Genomic DNA, 24,009 nt, shown 5'->3' with positions numbered 1-24,009 from the left:
ACAAAAAACGAAACCACTGACAAAAATCAATGATTCCAGAAATACATCTCGCAAAGAAATAAACGAGAAAAGCCACAACACAAACAACCAAATAACTTGATTGTCCATGCGTGCCAAAAAATTTGGCACTGACAATTTCATCGACACACTGTTGAGTTCTCAAAGAACACGCCAAACGCGGCCGCTCACACTTCTATATTTCTGTGTGAACCGCACCTTCGCAGGCAGTTCATGTTACTCTCTGGAGCTTCCCCGGTCAAATCGACCCGGTGTAACTCGCTCGGAGCAACCGTTCTAGCTTAGCAGACCGGATTTCCGTGTGCAACTCGCTCTCGCGGGCCGCATTCGGAGCACTTCGACCTGCTCAACCTCACGGCGAAGCACTCTCGATCGCGCTGGGCGCTCGAAAGTGACGTTCTTTCGTGGGGCTGGCTGCTCGGAGCAACCGTTCTAGCCTAGCAGGTCGGAATTTCGTTCGCAACTCGCTCTCGCGGGCCGCGTGTCGGGCATCCGAACCGCTCACCACATGGAGGAACCACACGATCCCGCGGAGCGGGGCCGAGGAGAAGGTTTCTCTTCCGTGGCGGTCAGCGCGATGATCCTTGCGGATCTTCCCGGTTTCCGAACTTCCGGCGGCACGTCGAGATCCAGATTCATTGGACTGCTGTGGGCCTTGCCGGGCGGCGCCTGGGCGCTGCTGACTCGATATAAGTTACACACGTCGAACTCGGAACACAAATCGGCAGGTCGTCCTGCGGATCCGGCGTTCCGGCCGGCCGCCGAACGGCGCCCGAACGCGGACCGTCAGGAAACCCGCTCGATCCGGCCGCCGAGCGCCGTCACATTCCCGACGAAGTTGGGATAGCCCCGATCGATGTGGAAGACGTCGTGCACCTCGGTCACCCCGTCCGCGCACAGGCCGGCGAGGACCAGCCCCACGCCGGCGCGGATGTCGGTCGACCACACCGGGGCGCTCGAGAGCTGCTCCACTCCCCTGATCACCGCGTGATGTCCGTCGGTCCGGGCGTCGGCGCCGAGGCGCACCATCTCCTCGACGAAGCGGAACCGCGCCTCGAAGACGTTCTCCGTGATCATCGACGTGCCGTCCGCGACGCAGGCCATGCCGATGGCCATCGGCTGCAGGTCGGTGGGGAATCCGGGGAAGGGCAGCGTCGCCACGTTGACGGCGTGCGGCCGCTCCGGCGAGGCGATGCGGAAGCCGTCCGCGCGCTCGGTCACCGTCGCCCCCGCGTCCTGGAGCTTCTGCAGCACGACCCCGAGGGTCTCGGGAGCCACGCCGTTGACCGTGATGTCGCCGCGCGTCATCACCGCGGCGAAGCCCCACGTGGCCGCGACGATGCGGTCACCGATCACCCGGTGCTCGGTGGGGTGCAGCTTCTCCACCCCGCGCACCATGAGGGTGTCGGTCCCGATCCCCTCGATGTCGGCACCCATCTGGACGAGCATCGCGCAGAGGTCGACGATCTCCGGCTCGCGCGCGACGTTGCTGATCACGGTCAGCCCCGTGGCCAGGACCGCCGCCATGAGGATGTTCTCCGTGGCCCCCACCGAGGGGAACTCCAGCGTGATCTCCGCGCCCTGGAGCGAATCCGCCTGCGCCACAACACAGCCGTGCTCGATGGAGCTGGTCGCTCCGAGCGCGCGGAGCCCCGACTGGTGCATGTCCAGCGGCCGCGAGCCGATCGCGTCACCGCCGGGCAGCGCCACCACGGCCCGATGCTCGCGCGCCATGAGCGGCCCGAGCACGCACACCGACGCGCGGAACTGCTTGACCGCGTCGAAATCCGCGCGGTGGTTCAGCACCGCCGGCGTCGTGATGCGCGCCGTGTCGCCCTCGAGCTCCACCTCCGCGCCGAGACCGCGCAGCACGTCCGCCATGAGCGGGACGTCGAGGATCTCGGGGCAGTTGGTGAGCACCGACGTGCCCTCGGCGAGCAACGTGGCCGCCATCAGCTTGAGCACACTGTTCTTCGCGCCGCCCACGGTGACCTCACCGGTCAGCCGGGCTCCGCCGTGCACCAGAAACTTCTCTCCCACGTCGCTCAGCCTATGGCACGGGGCTCGACCCTGTGACAGCCTGTGACCATGGCTGTCCACCTCACCCGTATCTACACCCGCACCGGCGACGACGGCACCACCGGCCTGGGCGACTTCTCCCGGGTCACGAAGTCGGACGCCCGGCTCCGGGCGTACGCGGACTGCGACGAGGCGAACGCGGCGCTGGGCCTGGCGGTCACCGTCGGCGATCCCGGACCCGAGCTGCGCGCCGTACTCCTGCGGATACAGAACGAGCTCTTCGACGTCGGCGCCGATCTCTCGAACCCGATCGTCGCGGATCCCGAGTACCCGCCGCTGCGCGTCACTCCGGACTACATCGAGCGGCTCGAGGCCTGGTGCGACCAGTACAACGAGGACCTGCCGAAGCTCGACTCGTTCGTCCTACCCGGCGGCACTCCCCTGGCGGCGTACCTGCACCTCGCGCGCACCGTCGTGCGGCGAGCGGAGCGGGCGGCGTGGGACGCGGTCCGCGAACACGGGGAGACGGTCTCGGTGCTGCCTGCGAAGTACCTCAACCGGCTCTCGGATCTGCTGTTCATCCTGTCCCGGGTCGCGAACCCCGGGGGCGACGTGCTGTGGAAGCCCGGCGGCGACCGCTGATCCGGCCGCGGGCTACGGGCGCTGGCGGCGCGGACTGGGCCGCGACTCGAGCCAGGACTGGAAGGCCGTCAGCCCGTCCCGGGCGAACGCGAGCTCGGTCTCCCCACCCGGGGTGACCGCGTGCACGATCACCATGTCCGGATCGATCACGTCGAGCTCGGTGCCCTGGGGCGCGCGGCGGCCGACGATCTCGGTCCCGCTGCGCGGCAGCGTCCAGCTGGGGCCGAGCCGCACGCTCGAGAGCCGGTAGTACTTGAGTTCGTGGTCGTCGTAGCGGAGCGTGCCGTGGCGCCAGCCCTGCTCCCCCTGCGCCGGCAGGTAGCGCAGGATGATCGGCACGCCGGCGACGCGGAGGCTGTAGAGGCGCAGGACCACCACCGCGCCGATGACGAGCAGCAGGAGGACCGCGACCACCGCGACGAAGACCACCCCGCCCATCACGCGCTCCTCACTGCTCCGTGCCCGGATAGCAGGAAAGCCGGTGGCCCGTCTTGACCGGGCCACCGGCTTTCACGCTGCTACCTCTATGTTACTTGCCCGCGAGGAACTCGATCGCGCGCAGTTGTCCCTGCGCGGTCGCCTGCTCGTCGGACCCGTCCGCCGCCGCCTCCAGGGCGCGCCGGACCTCGGCCTCCTCCAGCGTCGAGGCCCACTCGGCCCCGTCCGCCAGCACGGTGACCTTCTCGCCGGTCACCGAGAGGAAGCCGCCGCGGATCGCCGCGGCCAGCCGCTCGCCGCCCACCGTGTCGATGGCGACGGCGCCACCGGTGGTGAGCTGGCCGAACAGCGGCTCGTGATGAGCCAGGACACCCAGCTCACCCTCCGTGGTCTGGGCGATGACGAAAGTCGCCTCGCCCGACCACAGCCGCTCCTCGACGGAGACGACCTCTACCTGAAACGCAGTGTCAGCCACTGGAAACTACTTCCCGGCGATCTTCTTCGCGGCCGCCTCGACGTCATCGAGACCACCACAGCTGTTGAACGCCTGCTCGGGCAGGTGATCGAACTCACCCTTGCACACGCGGTCGAAGGCCTCGATGGTGTCCGCCAGCGGGACGACCGAGCCCTTCTCACCCGTGAACTTCTCGGCGACGATGAAGTTCTGGCCGAGGAACTTCTGGAGACGGCGAGCGCGCTGCACCGTGACCTTGTCCTCTTCCGAGAGCTCGTCCATGCCGAGGATGGCGATGATGTCCTGCAGCTCCTTGTACTTCTGCAGGATGCGCTTGACCTCGTTGGCGACGCGGAAGTGATCGTCGCCCACGATCGAGGCCTCGAGGATGCGCGAGGTCGAGGTCAGCGGGTCCACGGCGGGGTAGATACCCAGCTGCGAGATCGGACGCGAGAGCTCGGTGGTCGCATCGAGGTGCGCGAAGGTCGTCGCCGGCGCCGGGTCGGTGTAGTCGTCGGCGGGCACGTAGATGGCCTGCAGCGAGGTGATCGACCGGCCCTTGGTCGAGGTGATGCGCTCCTGGAGCTCACCCATCTCGTCCGCCAGGGTGGGCTGGTAGCCCACGGCCGAGGGCATACGACCCAGCAGGGTCGAGACCTCGGAGCCCGCCTGCGTGAAGCGGAAGATGTTGTCGATGAACAGCAGCACGTCCTGGTGCTGCACATCGCGGAAGTACTCGGCCATGGTCAGGGCCGAGAGGGCGACGCGCATACGCGTCCCCGGCGGCTCGTCCATCTGGCCGAACACCAACGCGGTGTCCTGGAGCACGCCCATCTCCTCCATCTCGAGGTGGAGGTCGGTGCCCTCACGGGTACGCTCGCCGACGCCCGCGAACACCGAGGTGCCCGAGAACTCGCGCGCGATACGGGTGATCATCTCCTGGATCAGAACGGTCTTGCCGACGCCGGCACCACCGAACAGACCGATCTTGCCGCCCTTGACGTACGGGGTCAGGAGGTCGATGACCTTGATGCCCGTCTCCAGGATCTCGGTCTTGCCCTCGAGCTGATCGAAGGCCGGGGGCTTGCGGTGGATGCCCCACTGCTCGCCGTCGCGGCCGAGTCCGGGGGTGTCCAGGCAGTCGCCCAGGGCGTTGAAGACGTGGCCCTTGACGACGTCGCCGACGGGCACGCGGATCGGGAAGCCCGAGTCGGTGACGTCGGTGCCGCGGACGAGGCCGTCGGTGGGCTGCATCGAGATGGCGCGCACCAGGTTGTCGCCGAGGTGCTGCGCGACCTCGAGGGTCAGCGTCTTGGCCACGGACGGGAGGGTGATCTCCGCGTGCAGGGCGTTGAACAGGTCGGGGACGGCGCCGCGCGGGAACTCGATGTCGACGACCGGGCCGATGACCCGCGTCACGCGACCGGTGGCCGCAGCGGTGCCCGCCGACGCGGGCTGGGTTGCTGTAGTCATGTGTCTGCTTTCCGGTTTCTAGTTCGCGAGGGCGCCGGCGCCACCGACGATTTCGCTGATTTCCTGGGTGATCTGCGCCTGGCGGAGCTGGTTGGCCTCGCGGGAGAGCGAGACGGCCAGATCGTTGGCGTTGTCGGTGGCCGCCTTCATGGCCGTACGACGCGCGGCGTTCTCCGACGCCGCCGAGTCGAGCAGGGCCGCGAAGACGCGGGTCGCGACGTACTTCGGCAGCAGCGACGACAGCAGGCTGTCCGCGCTGGGCTCGAAGGTGAAGTTCCGGGCCGCAGCCTCGTCGTCGCCCGACGTGCCGTCGCTCTCCTCGACCACGAGCGGGGCCATGCGGCGCACCTCGGGGTTCTGCGAGAGCATCGACACGAAGCGCGTGTAGACGATGTGCAGCTCGTCGACGCCGTGCGTCTCGACACCGTCGATCGTCACGTACTCCTCGGAGCCGGTCTCGAAGAGCTTCACCAGCGTCTCGGTCGCCGCCGTGGCGTCCGCGTGCTGGGGCTGCTGCGAGAAGCCGGTCCAGGCGCCCGCCACGTCCTGGCCGCGGAACCGGAAGTAGTCCAGCCCCTTCTGGCCCATGACGTAGAGGACGGGCTCCTTGCCCTCGTCCTTGAGCAGCTGGATCAGCTCACGCGTCTCCCGCAGCACGTTGGAGTTGTAGCCGCCGCACATGCCGCGGTCGGAGGAGACCACGAGGATCGCGGCGCGCTTCGGGTTCGCCCGCTCGGTGAGGAGCGGGTGATCCAGCGAGCCGGACTTGCTGGCCAGCTCCGAGAGCACCGAGGTCATCTCCTCGGAGTAGGGCTTGGCGGCCGCGACACGGGCCTGCGCCTTGGTGATCCGCGAGGTCGCGATCAGTTCCTGCGCCTTGGTGATCTTCTTGGTCGAGTTGACCGAACGGATCCGCGAGCGCAGCTCTCGGATACTAGCCATTGCGCTTGACCTTGATCGTCTCGTGCTCGACGTCCTCGGCGGGCAGCGCGCCGGCCTCGGCCTCGTTCACGACGCGCGAGCCGTCCGAGGCGAGGAAGCTCTGCTTGAAGCGGTTGGTCTCGGCGACGAGGATCTCCGCCTGGTCCTTTTCGAGGACCTTGCCGCCCGCGATGGACTCGTAGACGCCGGCCGCGGCGTGGTGCAGGTGGCTCAGCAGCTCACCGTCGAAGCGGCGCACGTCCTCGACGGGCACCGAGTCGTAGTGGCCCTCGCCGCAGAGGTAGATCGAGACGATCTCGTCCTCGACCGACGACGGGCTGTACTGGTCCTGCTTGAGCAGCTCGACCCAGCGGGCGCCGCGCGCCAGCTGCGCCTTCGAGGCGTCGTCGAGGTCCGAGGCGAAGGCCGAGAAGGCCTCCAGCTCGCGGAACTGGGCGAGCTCCAGACGCAGCGAGCCCGAGACCTTCTTGAGGCCCTTGGTCTGCGCGGCACCACCGACGCGGGACACCGAGGTGCCGACGTTGATCGCGGGGCGGACGCCCTTGTTGAACAGGTCGGACTCGAGGAAGACCTGGCCGTCGGTGATCGAGATGACGTTGGTCGGGATGAACGCCGAGACGTCGTTGGCCTTGGTCTCGATGATCGGCAGCGCGGTCATCGAGCCACCGCCGAGGGCGTCGGACAGCTTCGCCGAACGCTCCAGCAGGCGGGAGTGGAGGTAGAAGACGTCGCCGGGGTACGCCTCGCGGCCCGGCGGGCGGCGCAGCAGCAGCGAGATCGCGCGGTAGGCCTCGGCCTGCTTGGACAGGTCGTCGAACACGATGAGGACGTGCTTGCCCTGGTACATCCAGTGCTGGCCGATGGCCGAGCCGGTGTACGGGGCGAGCCACTTGAAGCCGGCCGAGTCGGAGGCGGGGGCCGCGACGATGGTCGTGTACTCCATGGCGCCGGCCTCGTCGAGGGCGGCCTTCACACCCGCGATCGTCGAGCCCTTCTGGCCGATGGCGACGTAGATGCAGCGGACCTGCTTGGTCGGGTCGCCCGACTCCCAGTTCGCCTTCTGGTTGAGGATGGTGTCGACGCAGACCGCGGTCTTGCCGGTCTTGCGGTCACCGATGACCAGCTGGCGCTGGCCGCGGCCGATGGCGGTCATGGCGTCGATGGCCTTGATGCCGGTCGCGAGCGACTCCTCGACGGGCTGGCGCTCGAGCACGGACGCGGCCTGCAGCTCGAGGACGCGCTGCTCCTCGGCCTCGATGTCGCCCAGGCCGTCGATCGGCTGGCCGAGCGGGTTGACCACGCGGCCCAGGAACTTGTCGCCCACGGGCACGGACAGCACGTCGCCGGTGCGGCGGACCTGCTGGCCCTCCTCGAGCTCCTCGTAGTTACCGAGGATGACGGCGCCGATCTCGTCCTCGTCGAGGTTCAGGGCCACGCCGAGCACCCCGCCGGGGAACTCGAGCAGCTCATTCGCCATCGCGCCGGGGAGCCCGGTCACGTGGGCGATGCCGTCGGCGGTGTCGGAGACGGTGCCGATCTCCTCGCGGGAGGCGTCGGCCTCGAACGTCGAGACGTACTGCTCGATCGCGCCCTTGACGTCGTCGGTTGAGATCGTCAACTCAGCCATGAGTACTCGTTTCCCTCTTTTGTGTTCTGGGTGGAAGTTTGTGTGTGTTAGCGGGGCAGCTGTTCGGCGGCCTTGTCGAGACGCGACGCGATGTCGGCCTCGATGACCTCGTTGCCCACCGTGATGCGCAGGCCGCCCAGGAGCTCGGCGACGACCTCGGTCTGCACCGCGATCTTGCGCTGGTAGATGCGGGCCAGCAGATCCGCGGTGCGGCTCCGCTGGGCGTCGGTCAGGGCGACCGCCGACTCGACAACGGCGACGGATTCACCGCGACGGGCCGCTGCCAGCTCGGCGATCGAGGCGACGGCGGCGTCCACGCGGCCGACGCGCACGAGGCGCACCGTCTGGCGGAGCAGCGCCGCCGTGAAGTCGTTCACCTTGCCGCCGAACACCTTGTCCAGCAGCGCGACGCGGCTCGCGGCCGGCGCCCGGGTGTCGGACAGCGCCGCGGTGAGCTGCGGCTCACCCTCGAGGATGCGTCCCGCGCGGAACAGCTCGTCCTCGGTCTCGTCGAGCGTGCCGGCGCGCTCGGCGCCGAGCAGCACGGCCACGCGGGCCTGTCGCTCGACGGCCGTCGCGAAGTCGGCCGGAGCCGACCACTTGGCCGCCGCGGCGTCCTGCAGGAACGCGTTCGCCTCGGGGCTGATCTTGCCGCCGAAGAGGTTGTCGACGAGGGTGCGCTTGGCCTCGGGGGCCTCTGCGGACTCGGCGAGGTGCTTGCGCAGCACGGGCTGCTCGTTGAGCACGTTGACCACGTCGGCCAGGTCGTCGGCCACGCGGGCCAGGGCGGCCTGATCGAGGCCCGCGGTGCGCTGGTCGAAGCCCGCCGCCAGCTGGCGGACGGCGTCGCGGCTCGCGGCGCGCAGCGAACGGGTGCCGATGCGGTCGGACTCGGTGACGCGCACCTCGTCGGCGCCCTGCGTCATCGACTCGAGCTCGGCGAGCGAACGGTCGACCGATGCGGACTGGTTGGCCGGGTCGCTGAGGTGGTCGCGGACGAGGCGTCCCGCCACGTCGACGGCCTCGGCGCCGAGCCCGGCGCGGTAGCCCCGCACCAGGTTGCTGCGGTTGAGAGCGATCTGGCCCTGGCCGTGCTCGCCGATGCGGGCGACCTCACGGTCGGTCTGGTTGCGCAGCTCTTCGCGGATCGCGTCCGCGTCGCCACGGGCCTCGTCGCGGATCTGGCTGCCCTCGCGGGCGGCGTCGGAGCGCGCGCGCTCCCCCGCCTGGCCCGCCTGCGCCAGCTTCTCCTGCGCGATGCGCGACTCCTCGAGCTGCGCCCGGACGGTGTCCTGGCGCTCCTTCATGAGTCGCTTCACCGGCGGAACGACGAACTTCCACAGGACGAAGAGGATGACCGCGAAGGCGATCAGGTTGCCGATAAAGACACCCATTTAGTTCTTCACCACCTTGTCGCTCGAGAATGCATCCAGCTTCGCCTTGAGGGCCGGGTCCTGCGTGACGTCGAAGCCGAGCACGCGGCTCGCCAACGACGCCGAGAGCGGAGCGAGATCGGCGCGCGCCGCCGCGGCCGCGGACTCACCCGCGGTGCGCAGCTGCTCGGTCTTCTCCCGCGTGATCGCGTCCGCCTCGGCCGTAGCCCGCTGCTTCTGCTCCTCCATCGAGACGCGGCCGCCGGCACGCGCCTCGTCGCGGATGCTGCCGGCCTCACCACGGGCGGAAGCGATTCCGGCGCGGTACTCCGACTCGGCGTCCTCGAACCCCTTGGCCGCGGCGCGGCCGTCGGTGGCGGTCTGGTGGATCATCTTGTCGCGATCGTCCAGAACCTTCTGGATGGAAGGCGCCACGAAGAACCAGATCACCGCGAGCACGATCAAGAAGATGATCAGGCACGAGATGAAGGTCCCCGCGGTGGGGAGGAGGAAGTTTCCTTCAGCGAGCTGCATGACGTCAGGTCCCGTTTCTTACGAGCGAATTAGGAGATCGGGGTCGCGAACACGAACAGGGCCATGAAGGCCAGGTTGATGAAGTACGCGGCCTCGACCAGACCAACGGTGATGAAGAACGGGGTCATCAGGCGGCCCTGGGCCTCCGGCTGCCGCGCGATGCCGGCGACGAGCTGGGAACCGGCGAGACCGTTACCGATACCGGCGCCGATGGCGCCGCCACCCATGATCAGGCCGCCGCCGATGAGGGCACCCTGCGCGATGTTCGGATCCATTTATCTTTTCCCTTTCGGTTTCTGGTAGTCGGCCTACCAGGGTCTACTCGTCCGTGGCCCGGTGTGGGCCGCGAACAGGTCAGTGGTGCGTCTTCTCCATAGCGGTGGAGAAGTACAGGATGGTCAGGAGCGAGAAGATGAACGCCTGGATGAGGCCGACGAAGAGCTCGAAGGACTTCCACAGGGAGTTCGGGAACCAGAGGATGTAGGCCGGCAGCAGCGCGATGACCGCGACCATGACCGTGCCCGCGAAGACGTTGCCGAAGAGTCGCAGTGCGAGCGACAGCGGCTTCGAGATGAGCTCCTCGATCACGTTGATCGGCGCCAGGCCGACCGCGTGGCCCTTCACGACCTTCGCCGGGTAGCCGAAGATGCCGTGGGTGCGGAAACCGGCGAAGTGGTAGCCCAGGTACACGACCAGGACCAACGCGTAGACGAAGCTGACGTCGGCGGCCGGCGGCATGAAGATCTCGGTGGGGGCGCCGCCCTCACCCGTGTACTGCTGCGGCAGCACCGCGAGCCAGTTCGCGAACAGGATCAGGGAGAACAGCGCGATCGCGAGCGGCAGCAGGAACGGCGCCACCTTCATGCCGATCGCGGACTCGACCTGGCTGCGGAGCTGGATGGTGATGGCCTCCCAGAACAGCTGCACACCGCTCGGGACACCGGTCGAGGTGACCTTCGCCTTCAGGATGAACGCCAGGATGAGCACGATCGCGGCCGCGATCGCCGTGGCCAGGATCGTGTCCCAGTGAAAGGTCATTCCGAACAGCTCGAACGACTTGTAGTGGGCGACCTTGATCGAGCCCTCGGCGTACAGGTTGGTGTTCATGACTGCTGGCGAAGCCCTTTCAGAACGGGGATGACGGTGTTCAGGACGAGGACGATCTGACCGACGGCGAGGCCGAAGATCACGCCCAGCCCATCGGGCCGGAAGAAGTAGGCGATCACGATCGCGATGACGGAGACGACGCCGAGGCGGACCATCGAATTGACGGCGACCGGAGCCTTGCGGGGCTCGTTCTCCGCGGTGACCGTGGCCACCTTGAGGACCGCCAGCTTGGCGTTCAGCACGGAGAGCAGCCCGCCGAGGAGGAACCACGCGGCGAACCACGGGTGACCGAAGGCGGTGCCGACGCCGGCGGCGATCACGGAGAGGCCGATCACGATCACGATCGGGTTCACGAAGGTCACGACGCTACGACCGACCTGGCCGTCGACGGAGGGGGCGGGCGTCGTCATGTCCCCTCCTTCGGGGTCAGGGTCGCTCCAGCGAAGGTCTCGCGGCGACCGGGGGCGGCGTCTGCCGAATCCGTAGCGTGGGTCACATCACGGATTCTTTGTGATTGGCTGAGACTCTACCAAGAAGTAGGGGCACTCCCCACATCGGGTCCGTGCCGTGATCCAACCGATCAACTACACACGATAGTACAACAGGACGACCGTCCTGCGTTACCGGGTTCCCGACTTGGTCGATGTATCTGACCTCGCGGTTTCGGAATAGCGCTCCCGCAGGCGCGGCACGATCCGCGGCACCACGGTGAAGACGAGGGCGCACAGCAGGCCCGCCCCGAAGAGGGGTGCGATGAGGGTCGGCGGGAGCATCGTGGACGCCGCGGCACTCAGGCCCAACACACCCACCCACAGGTAGATGACCACCACGACGCGGCGCTGGCTGTGCCCGATCTGCAGCAGCCGATGATGCAGGTGCATCTTGTCCGCCGTGAACGGGTGCACACCCGCGCGGGTGCGGCGCACGACCGCTAGTAGGAGGTCCAGCATCGGCACGAACATCACCGCGACGGCGAGCAGGAGCGGCAGCAGCAGCGCGAAGATGTCGGTCGTGCCGTACGCGTTCTGGGAGATCCGCCCGGACGCGGAGGTCGACGCCGCCGCGAGGGTGAGGCCGAGCAGCATGGAGCCGGAGTCGCCCATGAAGATCCGGGCGGGCTGGAAGTTGTGCGGAAGGAAGCCCATGCACGCGCCGAAGAGCGCGGCGGTGATGAGGGCCGGGGGGTACGACGGTGCGTCGCCGCCGGAGTCGAACATCAGGCCCACGGAGAAGATGAGGATCGCGAGCGCCGCCAGAGCGGCCACGCCGGCCAACAGGCCGTCGAGCCCGTCGATGAAGTTCATGGCGTTGACGGTGGCGACCGCGACGATCACCGTCAGCAGGCCGGCCTGCAGCTGGTCGAGCACCACCGTCGTATTGATGCCCGGGACGTAGACCACGTTCCAGGCCACGCCCATCACGACGAGCAGCGACGCGGCGAAGATCTGGCCGACCAGTTTCGTCAGGGCGTCGACGCCCCAACGGTCGTCGATGATGCCGACGACCACGATCACGGCGCCGGCGACGAGAACCGCGACGGCATCCTTGGAATAGGCGAAGCCCCGCGTGAGAGCCGGCAGCTGCGCGGCTAAGAAGATGCCGGCGACCATCCCGATGTAGATGCCCACTCCCCCGAGGCGCGGTGTGGGTACCACGTGGACGTCGCGCGCCCGCGGAACCGCGACCGCACCGAACCGCGTGGCGACGACGCGGACCAGCGACGTCGCGAAGAATGTGACAACTGCAGCAGTCAGTCCCACTACCAGCAATTCTCGCATCGGGACCCCGGCAGCGCCGGCCCCGACGACCACCCCGCCCAGCATCTCGATGTGCACGCGTGCGAATCTACTCGCACCCCCGAGTCAGCCGGTTCCGGCGGGCCGAGGCTTTGCGATCATACTTCGGCGCACCCCGCCTGACCTTAGCGGATGGACACGATCCACCCGACTGCCTGAATGTTACTGACGAGTCGCTCACATAGCCTCGGCGAAGCAGGCCAATGACGCACATCACTCGTCGGACCGTTATAGTGTCCTCGGTCATACACCTGAGAACGCAGCATGTGGGTCACAGTGTGGCCACAGTCGAGAGGAGACGTTCGCGGTGACGCAATCCGTTGCGCAGGGCGCGGCACCTGCCAAGCGACCTTCCTACTGGTCGATCATCAGCAAGAACTTCTCCACCACAGTCGTGGACTCCATCCGCACGATCGGCCGGAGCGTCCGGATGCTGATCATGTCCCTGGTCGCGCTCGTGACCGACACGATCCGCGGCCGGCTCCAGTGGAAGGAAGCGCTGAACCAGGTCTGGTACATGATCGGCGTCACCAGCTTCCCCGGCATCCTCATCGCCATCCCGTTCGGCATCGTCATCTCGATCCAGGTGGGCAACATCATCGCCCAGCTCGGCGCCGATTCGCTGCAGGGCGCGGCCGGCGGCCTCGCCGTCATCACGCAGGGCGCCCCGATCGCCACCGGCCTCCTCCTCGCGGGCGCCGGCGCCTCGGCCATCGCGGCCGACCTGGGCGCGCGCACCATCCGCGAGGAGACGGACGCGATGCGGGTCATGGGCATCAACCCGCTCAACCGCCTCGTCGTCCCCCGCCTGCTGGCGGCGTGGATCGTGGCTCCGCTCCTCAACATCCTCGTGATCGCGATCGGCACGCTCGCCGGCTACCTCGTCGCCGTCGGCAGCCAGGGCGTGACGCCCGGCGCCTACTGGCTCTCGTTCGGTTCCTTCGCGCACCCGGTCGACGTCTACATCTCGCTCATCAAGTCCTTCCTCTTCGGCACGGTGATCGCGATCATCGGCTGCCAGCGCGGCCTCGAGGCCCGCGGCGGCTCGCGCGGCGTCGCCGACGCGGTGAACGCCACCGTCGTCCTCTCGTTCGTCGTCATCTTCGCCATGAACCTGCTCATCACGCAGGTCACGACGATGTTCTTCCCGATGCAGGTCGGCTGACCCATGACCGACCGCATCGCCGAATCGACCGTCTTCGTCCCTGAACAGGTGAGCTGATACATGGCAACCGTCTACCGCCCTCGGGGCACACGCTGGTTCTTCAACCTGTTCGGAGCCTCCGGATCGGCGTGGAGCCTCTTCGACACCATCGGCCACGTCGTCTCGTTCATCGCCGAGGTCATCCGCACCGTTCCGCACGCGATCAAGCACTACCGGTCGCAGATCATGTACATCCTCACCGACATCACGTGGGGCCGTGGCGCTCTCGTCGTCGGCGGCGGTACCGCACCGGTGCTCGCCGTGCTCGGCATCACGGTCGGCGGCATCGTCGCCGTGCAGGGCTTCGCGATCCTCAACATGCTCGGCATGGGTCCGCTCACCGCAGTGGTCGCCTCGTTCGCGAACACCCGTGAGTTCGCCCCGATGCTCGCGGGCGTCGGCTTCGCCGCCCAGGCCGGCTGCCGCATGACCGCCGAGATCGGCGCCATGCGCATCAACGAGGAGATCGACGCGCTCGAGTCCCTCGGCCTGCGGTCGGTGTCCTTCGTCGTGACGACCCGCGTGCTCGCGGGCCTGATCGCCGTGGTCCCCGTCTACCTGATCACGCTGATCCTGTCCTGGCTCTCCTGCGCCTGGGTGGTGAAATCGGTGTACTCGATGCCGTCCGGCACGTACGACCACTATTTCAGTCAGTTCGTCAGCGGGTCGGACATCTTCTTCTCAGTGATCAAGGTGGCGGTCTTCCTGACCGCGGTCATCATCATCCACTGCTACCAGGGCTTCTTCGCGTCCGGCGGCCCGGAGGGCGTGGGTACCGCCTCCGGCCGGGCCATCCGCGCCAGTCTCGTGGCCGTCGTCGTCCTCAACCTCGTCATGACCGTCGCGCTGTGGGGCTTCACCTCCCCGGTCTACTTCAAGGGGTAACCAATGGGAGTCGTTTCCGTACCAGGAATGTCGATCGAGCGGTCGGTGCTGCGGCGCCGCGGGCTCATCGCGGTCGCCGTGATCCTCGTGATCGTTCTCGTCGGGTGGTTGATCAAGGCCCTGTGGCCGAAGGACGAGTTCTCGTTCACGCTCCGCTCCCCCGCGGTCGCGGCCGGCATCGTCGACGGTGCCCCGGTCCGCATCCAGGGCATCAAGGTCGGTGAGGTCACCGGCATCGCCGCCCTCGGCAACGGCCAGCAGGGCGTCACGGTGACGATGAAGTCCGCCGACGGCGAGTCCCTGACGAACAACCTCGAGGCCGCGTACTCCGCGGGCAACCTGTTCGGCGTCTCCGAGGTCATCCTGACCCCGCACGACGGTGGCGGCACGCTGCAGGACGGCGCCCAGATCGCGCCGACCAAGCCGATCACCGACAACACGGTCTCGAACATGATCGCCACCATCGGCGACGTGAACAGCGACGCCCTGCGCCCGCACATGAGCCAGATCCTGCTGAACTTCGACGCCTCGTCGAAGGCCATGCTCCCGCTCTTCACCGCACTCGGCGGGGTCGCGCAGGCCGTGCAGGACACCCAGCGGCTCTCGACGGCGCAGACCTTCCCGATCATCACGCAGGCCATCGAGAACGCCGACGCCACGACCACGGCCCTCATCCCGGCCGTGAAGACGCTGTTCGAGTACCAGCCGGTGCACGACAAGGCCTGGGTGAACCGCGGCAAGGCGACGCTGGACGCGCTCACCAACGAGAAGGACAGCCTCACCGCGGCGCTGCAGAAGATCCTCGACCCGAAGGCCCTGGCCGGGCTCCAGACGGCCACGCCCATGCTGGTGGCCCTCATGCAGCCGCTGCTCAACGCCTTCCCCAACGGGAGCGCGACGGGCGTCGGCATCCAGATCGGGCAGTTGATCGACAACGTCCGCAAGGCGATGCCGAACACCCCGAACGGGCCTGTGCTGAACCTGCGACTGTCGGTCGACTACCCTGCCATCGGCGCGATGCTGCCTCCGGCACCGACGTTCACGTACATCCCGCCGAAGCCGGGCGAGAAGCCCGCCGAGGCGAAGCCCGGCGAGACCAAGCCGGCCACGCCGTCGCAGGGCGCACCGTCGTCCGCGAAGCCGAGCACCCCGACGTCCACGAAGCCTGGGAGCTGAGCCAACCATGAAGTCAATGAAGGCGACCTCGATCAAGATCGCGGTCTTCGCCGCGGTGATGATCCTGCTGCTCGTACTGGTGCTGCAGGCGCTGACCCGGCCGCCGCAGGGCGACCTGGACACCTTCCACGCGGAGTTCAAGGACGTCTCGGGACTCAAGGTCGGCGACGACGTGCGCATGCTCGGCGTCCAGGTCGGCAAGGTCAAGGACATCGCGGTCAAGCAGTCCTCGGACCACCGGATCTCCAACGCGGCCGTGAGCTTCACGCTGCAGCGGGACCGGAAGTTCCGCGCCGACGACACGCTGGCGATCCGCTACCAGAACCTCACCGGTTCGCGGTTCCTCGAGGTGCGCCCCACCCCGAAGAGCACGGCCGCCGAGGTCAAGCCCGGCAGCACGATCGACGAGAAGTTCACGCAGTCCTCGTTCGACATCACGACGGTCTTCGTGGGCCTCAAGCCGGTGCTGTCGACGCTGAACGCCGATGACATCAACCACCTGTCGCAGTCGGTCCTCGCGGTGATCCAGGGCAACGGCGAGGGTCTCGGCCCGCTGCTGAGCTCGCTCGACAAGCTGATGGCCGTGAGCAACGACCGCCAGCGCGTCCTCACCCAGCTCATCACCAACCTGGGCTCGGTGTCGGAGTCCATCGGCGGCGCCTCCCCCGGTCTGACCAAGGTGCTGCAGCAGCTCGACGTCTTCGCCCGCACCCTGGCGAGCAACGTCGACTCGATGCGCGAGTGGTCGGACAAGACCTCGGGCGTGGTCAGCCGCACCAACGCCCTGCTCGCCGCGCTGGGGCTCACCCCCAATGAGAACCCCCCGCTCGACGCGATCGTCAGCAACGCGATGCCCATGGCGGAGCAGCTGGTCAACGCCCTCGCGACCCTCCCCGGCATCGTCCAGCTCCTGAACGAGGGCACGAAGCCGCAGGCCGGTCCCGCGGTCTCGACGACCTGCAGCAAGGGCCAGGCCAAGCTCCCCGGCATGATGAATCTCTTCGTCGCAGGTCAGAAGGTGACGGTATGCAATCCAAAGTGAACCTCTTCAACCGTCCGCTGCCGACCGCGGCGCAGGACCGCCGGCACCAGCTGAACTGGGGCATCGTCGGTGCGCTGATCGCGGTCATCATCCTCGCGATCTGCGGCTACCTCTTCGTCTTCCAGCCGGGCACCAAGGAGTACTCGGCGGACTTCAAGGAAGCGCAGGCCGTGCGCTCGGGCGTCGACGTCCGCGTCGCCGGCATCAGCGTCGGCTCGGTCTCCGGCGTCGAGTTGCTCGACGACCGGGTGCGCGTGAAGTTCCGCGTCGACAAGGAGATCTTCCTCGGTGACGCCACCACCGCCTCGATGAAGATGCTGACCACGGTCGGCGGCTACTACATGGCGCTCACCCCGATGGGCACCACGAACCTCGGCGACAAGCCGATCCCGCCGGAGCGCGTGTCGATGCCGTACAGCCTCCTGGAGACCTTCCAGCAGGCGACGCCGAAGGTCGAGAAGATCAAGGCGACGCCGATCCGCGAGTCCATGTCGCAGCTGAACCAGGCGCTCGAGGACCAGCCGGAGTCGATCCGCAACACGGTCGGCACGTTCAACCGGATGTTCGAGAACATCCTGCGCCAGCAGGACCAGGCCGGCGACTTCGTCAAGGTGATGGGCGAGTACTCGACGACCATCAACCAGAACGGCGACCTGCTGCTCTCGCTGATGCGGAACATGAGCACGTTCTTCTCGGCCGCCGAGGTGAACCTGGCCGGCTTCAAGAGCTACCTGACGAACACCACGCAGCTCGTGCAGCGCCTGACTCCCCTGCTCAACGTCTACCTCAACAACGTCGACCCGCTGGCCAGCCGCTTCGACGCGCTGGTGGCCAAGGCCCGCGAGGTCGTCCAGCAGGCCGAGCCGGCGATCGCCAACGCCAAGGAGATGCTGGCCGGACTCCAGAAGACGATCGCGCCCGACGGCACGATCCAGCTCAACGAGTCCGAGAAGACCTTCCTCGCGACCAACGTCTGCATTCCGAGCCCGGGGGTGACCTGCTGATGCGTAAGTTCCTCGCTTCCCGCGGCGCGATGTCCGCGTTCGTGGTCATCGTCGCCGCCGCGCTGGTGCTGGGCGGTGTGGCCTTCAAGGGCCTCACCCAGAAGACCACCGCGTACTGCGCCGAGCTCGACAGCTCGGTGGGCCTGTTCACCGGCAGCAAGGTGGCGCAGTTCGGCTACCCGATCGGCGAGATCACCAAGATCACGCCCAACGGCAAGACGACCCGCATCGACTTCGATCTGCCGGCCGACCGCAAGCTGCCGACCAACGTCGGCGTCGTGGCGGTCGCCGACTCGCTCGTCGCGCAGCGCCGCCTCGAGCTCCTCGAGACCTACAAGGGCGGGCCCACGTGGCAGCCCGGCAACTGCATCACCAACACCAAGACGCCGCTCTCGATCACCGAGTCGCTGCAGGCCGTGTCGCAGGTCGTCGACGACCTGACCGTCGGTGGCGGCGACGAGGAGTTCCGCAAGGCGATGGCCTCCATCCCCGCGCTGAACAAGGCCACGCAGGGCACGGGCCCGGAGATCTCGGCGCTCACCAACAAGCTCGGTGAGCTGATGCGCAACCCCGGCCCCGGCATGGGCGACGTGGCGGCGATCCTCGACGCCTTCGCGCCGGCCTCCGACGGCCTCGTCCAGAACTGGGACGAGATGCGCGCCTTCCTCACGAAGTACGCCTTCCGCATCAAGAACGTCGGCGAGCCGCTGATGGACGTCGGTATCGGCGCCTTCCCCCAGCTCGCCACGCTGGTGAAGACGCTGGCCACCGTCTTCGACAAGTACGGCGCCTTCATCGCTCCCCTGCTGGAGGTCACGGTCCCGACCACGACCCTCCTGGCGGCGACGACCAAGCAGTTCGGCGACATGCTCAACATCCTGCCGCCGCTGATCCGCGCCTTCCAGGTGAGCGTGGACCAGAAGACCCTGGCCACGAAGATCACGTACCGGCCGCCGTCAGCGCTGGTGCCGTCGAAGAACCCGGCCCAGACCTGCAACAACCTGAACCGGTTCGCGCCGGGCCAGTGCAAGGTCGTCGATGCGGGCCACGTCAACGTGGAGCTCATCTCCACGGTCCTGCGCGCGACGGGAGCGGCGTACTGATGCGTAATCCACTGAACAGGCGGTCCCTCGCGGTGGGCGTGGCGACCGTCGCCACCGGGGCGGTGCTGGCGGGCTGCGGCTCGGTGCCCTTCAACCCCTCGGCGATCCCGGCCCCCGGCCAGGCCGGCGGCGGCGACGGCTACGTCGTGCACCTCGACTTCACGAACGTCCTCAACCTGCCCGACCGCGCGCGCGTCGTGTTCGACGGCGTGATCTCCGGCCGCCTGCAGAAGGTCACCCTCGAGGAGGGCAAGGCCGTCGTCGACGTCAAGATCAACGACGGCGTCAAGGTGCCCAACACGATCACGGCGACGCTGCAGCAGGACACGATCCTCGGCGACACCTACGTGGCCCTCAAGTCCACGCCCGGTAAGCCCGGCACGCCGCTGAAGGCGGGCGACACGCTGCCCACCACCCAGACCAAGCCGCCGACCCAGATCGAGGACATCCTCGCCGACCTGGCGAACTTCCTCGGCAGCGGCAGCCTGATGCAGCTGCAGGACACGTTCAGCCGGATCAACAGCAACCTGCCCGCCGACCCGCAGAAGCTCTCCGGGCTGGTCAAGACCGTCTCGCAGACGGTGGTCGACCTCGGCAAGCAGAACGACAACGTGAGCCAGGCGATCACCTCGGTCGGCGGCCTCGTCACGACGATCAACGACAACGACGCGATCCTCGTCGCGCTGCTCAAGCCGACCGACGACTGGTTCGGGGACACGCTCGACCTGACCACCGGCGCGATCAAGGTGCTCAGCCGCCTCTCGGACGCGCTCGCGCCGCTGTCGTTCACGGCTCCCCTGCTCGACGCCTCGACGGCGACCGTGGCGGGCGTGATCAAGCCGCTCATGTTCCCCGGCTGGCCGAACATGAACGGCCGGCAGGCGAACCTGGCGAACCTCGAGGACCTGCTGAAGAACAAGATCCTGCCGTTCCTCTCCAGCGGGGCCAAGGTCAACGTCAAGGAGCTGGGCACCAACGGGAACGTGCCCACTTCCGATGCCGCCCGCCAGGCGGTCAACAACCTTCGGATGGTGGGAGCAGTTCCGTGAAAAAGAGCACCTTCTTCAGCCTCCTGACCTTCGCGTTGGTCATGGTGTTGGGCACGGCCTACATCGCCTTCTCGGTGCTGCACTGGCGGCCGCTGGCCGACTACCGGTCCGTCACCATGAAGCTCGACAACGCGAACCAGCTGCTGCCCGACTCGTCGGTGCTGCTGCGCGGTGTCAAGGTCGGCAACGTCGAGACCATCGACCGCGAGAACGGCAAGGTCGTCGTGAAGTTCCGGTACGACGGGAAGTACAAGATCCCGTCGCAGACGGGCCTGCGCATCGAGCAGCTGTCGGCGGTCGGCGAGCCGTACATCGAGTTCCGCCCGGACTCCCTCCTGGGCCCCTACCTGGCGGACGGCTCGACGATCGACACCGCGAAGATCAAGGAGCCGCTGTCGCTGCCCGAGACCTTCAAGCTGATCTCCGGCCTCACCAGCAACATCAACTCGACGGACCTGGGCGGCATCACCGAGACCCTGGCGGACGCGACCAGCAACACGCAGGGCTCGCTGCCGAACATCTCGCAGGCCGGCGACCTGCTGGCCCGCACCCTCACCGCGCGGATGCCCAACATCCGCCGGATGATGGAGAACACGCAGAACTACCAGGCCGACATGGACTGGCTGCCGGGCGCGATCGCCGAGTTCGGCCCGTCCACCCGGACCTTCGTGGTCAAGGACGTCGAGGTGCTCAAGGCGCTCGACAGCCTCATGAAGGGCATGAACGGACCCGAGATGCTCACCAAGTCGGTCAACCCGTTCCTGCTCAAGATCGCCCCGAACACCAGCAAGCTGTTGTCGAACCTCGGTCCGATGACGGAGCCGCTGGTGCCCGTGGTGCAGGCCCTGACGGACACGCTGCCGCAGATCGACATGGCCGCGCTACTCTCGCAGGCGTTGAACACGGTCGGCTCCGACGGTGCCGCGAACCTCACGGTGGTCATCCCGCCGAAGAAGTAGCGCTCCACCGGACCGACGAACCCCGACACGATTGGCTACCCGACAAGTGACTGATTCCACCCCGGACGACAAGAACCTCGCTGACGAGGCCGCGGCGACCGAGGAGACCGTGCAGGACACCGTCGACGAGGCGGCCGAGGAGACCGCCGGCGCGACCGACGAGGTCGTCGAGGACGAGGCCCCGACCGAGAAGGTCTCGACCACGAAGAAGGCCCCCGCGAAGAAGGCCGCCGCGAAGCGCCCCGCTCCCCCGGTCGAGGAGGACGAGGACTTCGAGGAGGCGGACGAGCCGGCGCCGGTGCGTCGCCCCAAGGCGTCCGCCCGCGCGGCGGCGTCGCGGGCCCAGGCCGCGGGCGCGACGGCGGGCGCGACCGTCACCACCGTGGTCATCACCGTGGTGATCCTGGCGCTGCTCGCGGCGTCGATCACCTTCGGGGTGCTGTGGGGCCTGCAGAAGTCGGAGAACAGCGACATGAAGGCGGCCGCCGCCGAGAAGGCGCAGGCCGAGAAGGTGGCCGCGGAGTACGCCGCAGGCGCCTCGACCTTCGACTTCAAGGACCTCGGTCCGTGGCGCACGGCGATCGTCAAGGGCGTCTCCCCCGAGCTGAAGACGAAGATGGACGCCACCGCGGGCGCGATGAACCAGCTGCTGCAGCCGTTGCAGTGGGTGTCGAAGGGCACCGTGATGGACGCCGTGGTGAACTCGCAGTCGGGTCCGATCTACAAGGTCAGCGCCTACGTCAAGGTGGAGGCCACCAACGTCCAGGCCGCCAGCGGCCGCGACGTGCTCACCGTCTACAACGTGACGCTGGACAAGGACAAGGACTGGCAGATCACCGACGTCGGCGGCTCGCTCGCCGATCCGTCCGCCCAGGCCACCCAGCCGGCACCGGCCGCCCCGACCGAGGGCGCTCAGGCCCCGGCGGCCACGCCGGCGCCCGGCAACTGACACCCCGGCACCGACGAAGCGCCCGGATCCCGCGAGGGTCCGGGCGCTTCGTTGTTCTCGTGAACGTGCGATCATGACATCGTGAATCAGCCGCAGTACCCGCCACCCGGCTACGCGCCCCCGGCGTACACGCCCGCCTACGGCGCCCCCACTCCCCCGCCGCGTCGATCCGGTGGCCTCGTGGCGGGACTGGTGGTGGCCTCCGTCCTGGCCCTCGCCCTCCTGGCGTCGACGGTGACGTTCGGCGTGCTCTGGGCGGGTGCGAACGGCCGCGCCGACGACGCGCGCACCGAGCTGGCCGCGACCCGGCAGGCCGCGGCGGACGACGCCCGGGCCGAGGACATCGCCGCGACGTACGCGGCGGGCGCGTCGAGCTTCGACTACCGCGACCTGGGACCGTGGCGCACCGCCCTCGTCAAGGGCGTCTCGCCCGAGCTGAAGACCAAGCTCGAGTCGACCGCGGGCGCGATGAACCAGCTGCTCCAGCCGCTGCGGTGGGTGTCGACCGGCACAGTGCTCGACGCGGTGGTGACGTCGCGGTCCGGGCCGGTGTCCAAGGTCAACACCTACGTGAAGGTCGTCTCGACGAACTCGCAGTCGGCCGGGACCCGTGAGGTCCTCACGCTCTACACGGTCACGGTCGACAAGAGCCGCGACTGGCTGATCACCGACGTCGGCGGCGTCAACCCCGGGAAGTGACCGCTCAGGCCAGCGATTCGACGGTGACGCCGAGGACCTCGGCGATCCGTGCGGTGCTCACGGCGCCCTCGCGCAGCACGCGCGGCTGCGGCCCGGACAGGTCGACGATGCTCGACGGCGCCGCGTGCTCGGACGGTCCGCCGTCGAGGTAGACGTCGACCGAGTCGCCCAGCTGATCGCGGGCCTCGAGCATCGTGGCGGCGGGCGGCCGGCCGGAGACGTTGGCGCTGGACACGGCCATCGGCCCGACCTCGCGCAGCAGCTCGATCGCGACGGGGTGCAGCGGCATCCGCAGCATCACGGTGCCGCGGGTGTCCCCGAGGTCCCACGCGAGGCTGGGCGCCTGCTCCACGACGAGGGACACCGCGCCGGGCCAGAACGCGCGGGTCAGCTCGCGGGCGGCGTCGCTGACGCGGCTGACGAGCCCGTCGATGGTGTTCCAGGAACCCACGAGCACGCCGACCGGCATATCGGGGCCGCGGTTCTTCGCAGCGAGCAGCGATGCGACGGCGCGGCCGTCGAAGGCGTCGCAGCCGATGCCGTAGACGGTGTCGGTCGGCATCACCACGAGGTGGCCGCCCTTCAGCGCGGACCGGGCGGCGCTGAGGCCCGCGGCACGGGATTCCGGGTCGGTGCAGTCGAAGGCGCGGCTGGCGATGCTCACGGGTCCATCCTGCCAGTCACGTACCGGGGCCTGCCCGCGAGGTCCCGGTGCTCGGCGACGCCGCCGAACCCCGCGGCGCGCAGCAGCTCCGCGGTGCCCGCGCCGTTGCTGTCGTCGTGCTCCACCGCCACCGCTCCCCCGGCCGCGAGCAGCCGCGCCGCGAGCGGCGCGAGTTCGCGGATCAGGTCCAGCCCGTCGGCGCCGGAGAACAGGGCGGCGGCGGGATCGGCGGCCGCCTCGCGATCGAGATCCGCGCCCTCGGGCACGTAGGGCGGGTTGGTGACCACCAGGTCGACGGTGCCGAGCAGCTCCGCCACGCGATCCGGCAGCTCCGGGTCGCGCACGTCGGCGTCGAGCACCGTCGCCGTGCCCGCGAGCGCGGCCGCGGCGGCGTTACGGCGCAGGTAGTCCAGGGCCGCGGGATCGCGCTCGACGAGCACGACGCGGGAGCCGGGCACCGTCGCCGCGAGGTACAGGCCCAGCGCGCCGGAGCCGGCGCAGAGGTCGACGATCGCGGCGCCGCGGCCCACCTGGCGCGCGGCCCAGACGGCGAGCAGCTCGGTCTCGGGCCGCGGGACGAAGACGCCGGGGCCCACGGCCAGCGTGAGCGGCCCGAAGTACGTGCGGCCCAGGATGTGCTGCAGCGGCTCCCGGGCCGCCCTCCTGGCCAGCAGGGCCTCGTACGCGGCCGCCTGCTCCGGCGTCGCGTCGTCGGCGATCGGGATGCGCCCGCGGTCGATGCCGAGGGCCTCGGCGAGCAGGGCCTCCGCGTCGAACCGCGCCGACGGGACGCCGGCCTCCGCCAGCCGGGCCGTCGCGGCGGCGGCCAGCATCGTGGGTCGGGTCACGGCG

At 68.4% G+C, this 24,009-nt stretch carries 25 protein-coding genes; 11 read left to right on the top strand and 14 right to left on the bottom strand.

What is annotated here, in order from left to right; translation table 11 throughout:
* Nucleotides 1–804 precede the first annotated feature (804 nt).
* Nucleotides 805–2,058: a UDP-N-acetylglucosamine 1-carboxyvinyltransferase gene (gene murA / locus BLW32_RS08160; protein WP_068524664.1), complete on the bottom strand. Its 1,254-nt coding sequence runs from the start codon at nucleotides 2,056–2,058 to the stop codon at nucleotides 805–807.
* A 48-nt stretch (nucleotides 2,059–2,106) separates the two neighbouring features.
* On the opposite strand from murA, the gene BLW32_RS08155 reads away from it, so the two are divergent.
* On the top strand, nucleotides 2,107–2,679 hold the full coding sequence (locus BLW32_RS08155) for a cob(I)yrinic acid a,c-diamide adenosyltransferase (protein WP_068741189.1): 573 nt from the start codon (nucleotides 2,107–2,109) through the stop codon (nucleotides 2,677–2,679).
* A 12-nt stretch (nucleotides 2,680–2,691) separates the two neighbouring features.
* On the opposite strand, the gene BLW32_RS08150 is transcribed toward BLW32_RS08155, so the two are convergent.
* From BLW32_RS08150 to BLW32_RS08100, 11 genes are all read right to left on the bottom strand, one after another.
* Nucleotides 2,692–3,117 carry a DUF2550 domain-containing protein gene (locus tag BLW32_RS08150; RefSeq protein WP_068524662.1) on the bottom strand — a complete coding sequence of 142 codons (426 nt, stop codon included), beginning with the start codon at nucleotides 3,115–3,117 and terminating at the stop codon, nucleotides 2,692–2,694.
* A gap of 91 nt (nucleotides 3,118–3,208) precedes the next feature.
* Nucleotides 3,209–3,592: a F0F1 ATP synthase subunit epsilon gene (locus BLW32_RS08145; RefSeq protein WP_068524661.1), complete on the bottom strand. Its 384-nt coding sequence runs from the start codon at nucleotides 3,590–3,592 to the stop codon at nucleotides 3,209–3,211.
* A gap of 6 nt (nucleotides 3,593–3,598) precedes the next feature.
* Complete coding sequence (gene atpD, locus BLW32_RS08140) at nucleotides 3,599–5,044, bottom strand: F0F1 ATP synthase subunit beta (RefSeq protein ID WP_068524660.1); 1,446 nt, start codon at nucleotides 5,042–5,044, stop codon at nucleotides 3,599–3,601.
* An 18-nt stretch (nucleotides 5,045–5,062) separates the two neighbouring features.
* Nucleotides 5,063–5,986: a F0F1 ATP synthase subunit gamma gene (locus BLW32_RS08135; RefSeq protein WP_068524659.1), complete on the bottom strand. Its 924-nt coding sequence runs from the start codon at nucleotides 5,984–5,986 to the stop codon at nucleotides 5,063–5,065.
* Nucleotides 5,979–7,613: a F0F1 ATP synthase subunit alpha gene (gene atpA / locus BLW32_RS08130; protein ID WP_068524658.1), complete on the bottom strand. Its 1,635-nt coding sequence runs from the start codon at nucleotides 7,611–7,613 to the stop codon at nucleotides 5,979–5,981. Before atpA ends, BLW32_RS08135 begins: the two co-directional genes overlap by 8 nt.
* A 47-nt stretch (nucleotides 7,614–7,660) precedes the next feature.
* Nucleotides 7,661–9,007, bottom strand: a complete 1,347-nt coding sequence (locus tag BLW32_RS08125; RefSeq protein ID WP_068741188.1) for a F0F1 ATP synthase subunit B/delta — start codon at nucleotides 9,005–9,007, stop codon at nucleotides 7,661–7,663.
* On the bottom strand, nucleotides 9,008–9,520 hold the full coding sequence (locus BLW32_RS08120) for a F0F1 ATP synthase subunit B (protein WP_068524656.1): 513 nt from the start codon (nucleotides 9,518–9,520) through the stop codon (nucleotides 9,008–9,010).
* Nucleotides 9,521–9,549: 29 nt separating this feature from the next.
* Nucleotides 9,550–9,795: a F0F1 ATP synthase subunit C gene (locus BLW32_RS08115; protein WP_013125919.1), complete on the bottom strand. Its 246-nt coding sequence runs from the start codon at nucleotides 9,793–9,795 to the stop codon at nucleotides 9,550–9,552.
* Between the two features lie 79 nt (nucleotides 9,796–9,874).
* Complete coding sequence (atpB, locus tag BLW32_RS08110; protein ID WP_068524655.1) at nucleotides 9,875–10,627, bottom strand: F0F1 ATP synthase subunit A; 753 nt, start codon at nucleotides 10,625–10,627, stop codon at nucleotides 9,875–9,877.
* Nucleotides 10,624–11,037, bottom strand: a complete 414-nt coding sequence (locus tag BLW32_RS08105; protein WP_068524654.1) for an ATP synthase subunit I — start codon at nucleotides 11,035–11,037, stop codon at nucleotides 10,624–10,626. The genes atpB and BLW32_RS08105 overlap by 4 nt, the downstream gene beginning before the upstream one ends.
* Before the next feature lie 210 nt (nucleotides 11,038–11,247).
* Nucleotides 11,248–12,450 carry a glycosyltransferase family 4 protein gene (locus tag BLW32_RS08100; RefSeq protein WP_068524778.1) on the bottom strand — a complete coding sequence of 401 codons (1,203 nt, stop codon included), beginning with the start codon at nucleotides 12,448–12,450 and terminating at the stop codon, nucleotides 11,248–11,250.
* Nucleotides 12,451–12,730: 280 nt separating this feature from the next.
* Here BLW32_RS08100 and BLW32_RS08095 point away from each other — a divergent pair, with 280 nt between their 5' ends.
* The 10 genes from BLW32_RS08095 to BLW32_RS08050 all read left to right on the top strand — a co-directional run bounded on the left by BLW32_RS08095 (nucleotide 12,731) and on the right by BLW32_RS08050 (nucleotide 22,493).
* Entirely contained in the window at nucleotides 12,731–13,588 is an 858-nt protein-coding gene (locus BLW32_RS08095; RefSeq protein WP_068741187.1) for an MlaE family ABC transporter permease, read from the top strand.
* Between the two features lie 60 nt (nucleotides 13,589–13,648).
* Entirely contained in the window at nucleotides 13,649–14,512 is an 864-nt protein-coding gene (locus tag BLW32_RS08090) for an ABC transporter permease (RefSeq protein ID WP_068524652.1), read from the top strand.
* Between the two features lie 27 nt (nucleotides 14,513–14,539).
* Nucleotides 14,540–15,688 carry an MlaD family protein gene (locus tag BLW32_RS08085; RefSeq protein WP_068741186.1) on the top strand — a complete coding sequence of 383 codons (1,149 nt, stop codon included), beginning with the start codon at nucleotides 14,540–14,542 and terminating at the stop codon, nucleotides 15,686–15,688.
* Nucleotides 15,689–15,704: 16 nt separating this feature from the next.
* Entirely contained in the window at nucleotides 15,705–16,730 is a 1,026-nt protein-coding gene (locus BLW32_RS08080; RefSeq protein ID WP_068524650.1) for an MCE family protein, read from the top strand.
* Nucleotides 16,715–17,734 (top strand): MlaD family protein, encoded by a 1,020-nt coding sequence (locus BLW32_RS08075; protein ID WP_082791320.1) that lies wholly within the window; start codon nucleotides 16,715–16,717, stop codon nucleotides 17,732–17,734. Before BLW32_RS08080 ends, BLW32_RS08075 begins: the two co-directional genes overlap by 16 nt.
* On the top strand, nucleotides 17,734–18,837 hold the full coding sequence (locus BLW32_RS08070; RefSeq protein ID WP_068524648.1) for an MlaD family protein: 1,104 nt from the start codon (nucleotides 17,734–17,736) through the stop codon (nucleotides 18,835–18,837). The genes BLW32_RS08075 and BLW32_RS08070 overlap by 1 nt, the downstream gene beginning before the upstream one ends.
* Nucleotides 18,837–19,886: an MlaD family protein gene (locus BLW32_RS08065; protein ID WP_082791319.1), complete on the top strand. Its 1,050-nt coding sequence runs from the start codon at nucleotides 18,837–18,839 to the stop codon at nucleotides 19,884–19,886. Before BLW32_RS08070 ends, BLW32_RS08065 begins: the two co-directional genes overlap by 1 nt.
* Nucleotides 19,883–20,845: an MlaD family protein gene (locus tag BLW32_RS08060; protein WP_068741185.1), complete on the top strand. Its 963-nt coding sequence runs from the start codon at nucleotides 19,883–19,885 to the stop codon at nucleotides 20,843–20,845. Before BLW32_RS08065 ends, BLW32_RS08060 begins: the two co-directional genes overlap by 4 nt.
* Before the next feature lie 46 nt (nucleotides 20,846–20,891).
* Nucleotides 20,892–21,794 (top strand): hypothetical protein, encoded by a 903-nt coding sequence (locus tag BLW32_RS08055; RefSeq protein WP_068524645.1) that lies wholly within the window; start codon nucleotides 20,892–20,894, stop codon nucleotides 21,792–21,794.
* A gap of 81 nt (nucleotides 21,795–21,875) precedes the next feature.
* Nucleotides 21,876–22,493, top strand: a complete 618-nt coding sequence (locus tag BLW32_RS08050) for a hypothetical protein (RefSeq protein ID WP_139286105.1) — start codon at nucleotides 21,876–21,878, stop codon at nucleotides 22,491–22,493.
* Nucleotides 22,494–22,497: 4 nt separating this feature from the next.
* Here BLW32_RS08050 and BLW32_RS08045 read toward each other — a convergent pair whose 3' ends face one another.
* Nucleotides 22,498–23,157 (bottom strand): L-threonylcarbamoyladenylate synthase, encoded by a 660-nt coding sequence (locus tag BLW32_RS08045; protein WP_225535951.1) that lies wholly within the window; start codon nucleotides 23,155–23,157, stop codon nucleotides 22,498–22,500.
* Nucleotides 23,154–24,005 (bottom strand): peptide chain release factor N(5)-glutamine methyltransferase, encoded by an 852-nt coding sequence (gene prmC / locus BLW32_RS08040; RefSeq protein WP_414929954.1) that lies wholly within the window; start codon nucleotides 24,003–24,005, stop codon nucleotides 23,154–23,156. Before prmC ends, BLW32_RS08045 begins: the two co-directional genes overlap by 4 nt.
* Between the last annotated feature and the right edge of the window lie 4 nt (nucleotides 24,006–24,009).

Source organism: Tsukamurella tyrosinosolvens, from assembly GCF_900104775.1.
GTDB lineage: Bacteria > Actinomycetota > Actinomycetes > Mycobacteriales > Mycobacteriaceae > Tsukamurella > Tsukamurella tyrosinosolvens.
The sequence above is the reverse complement of the archived record's forward strand: the minus strand, read 5'-3'. Positions and strand labels throughout refer to the sequence as shown.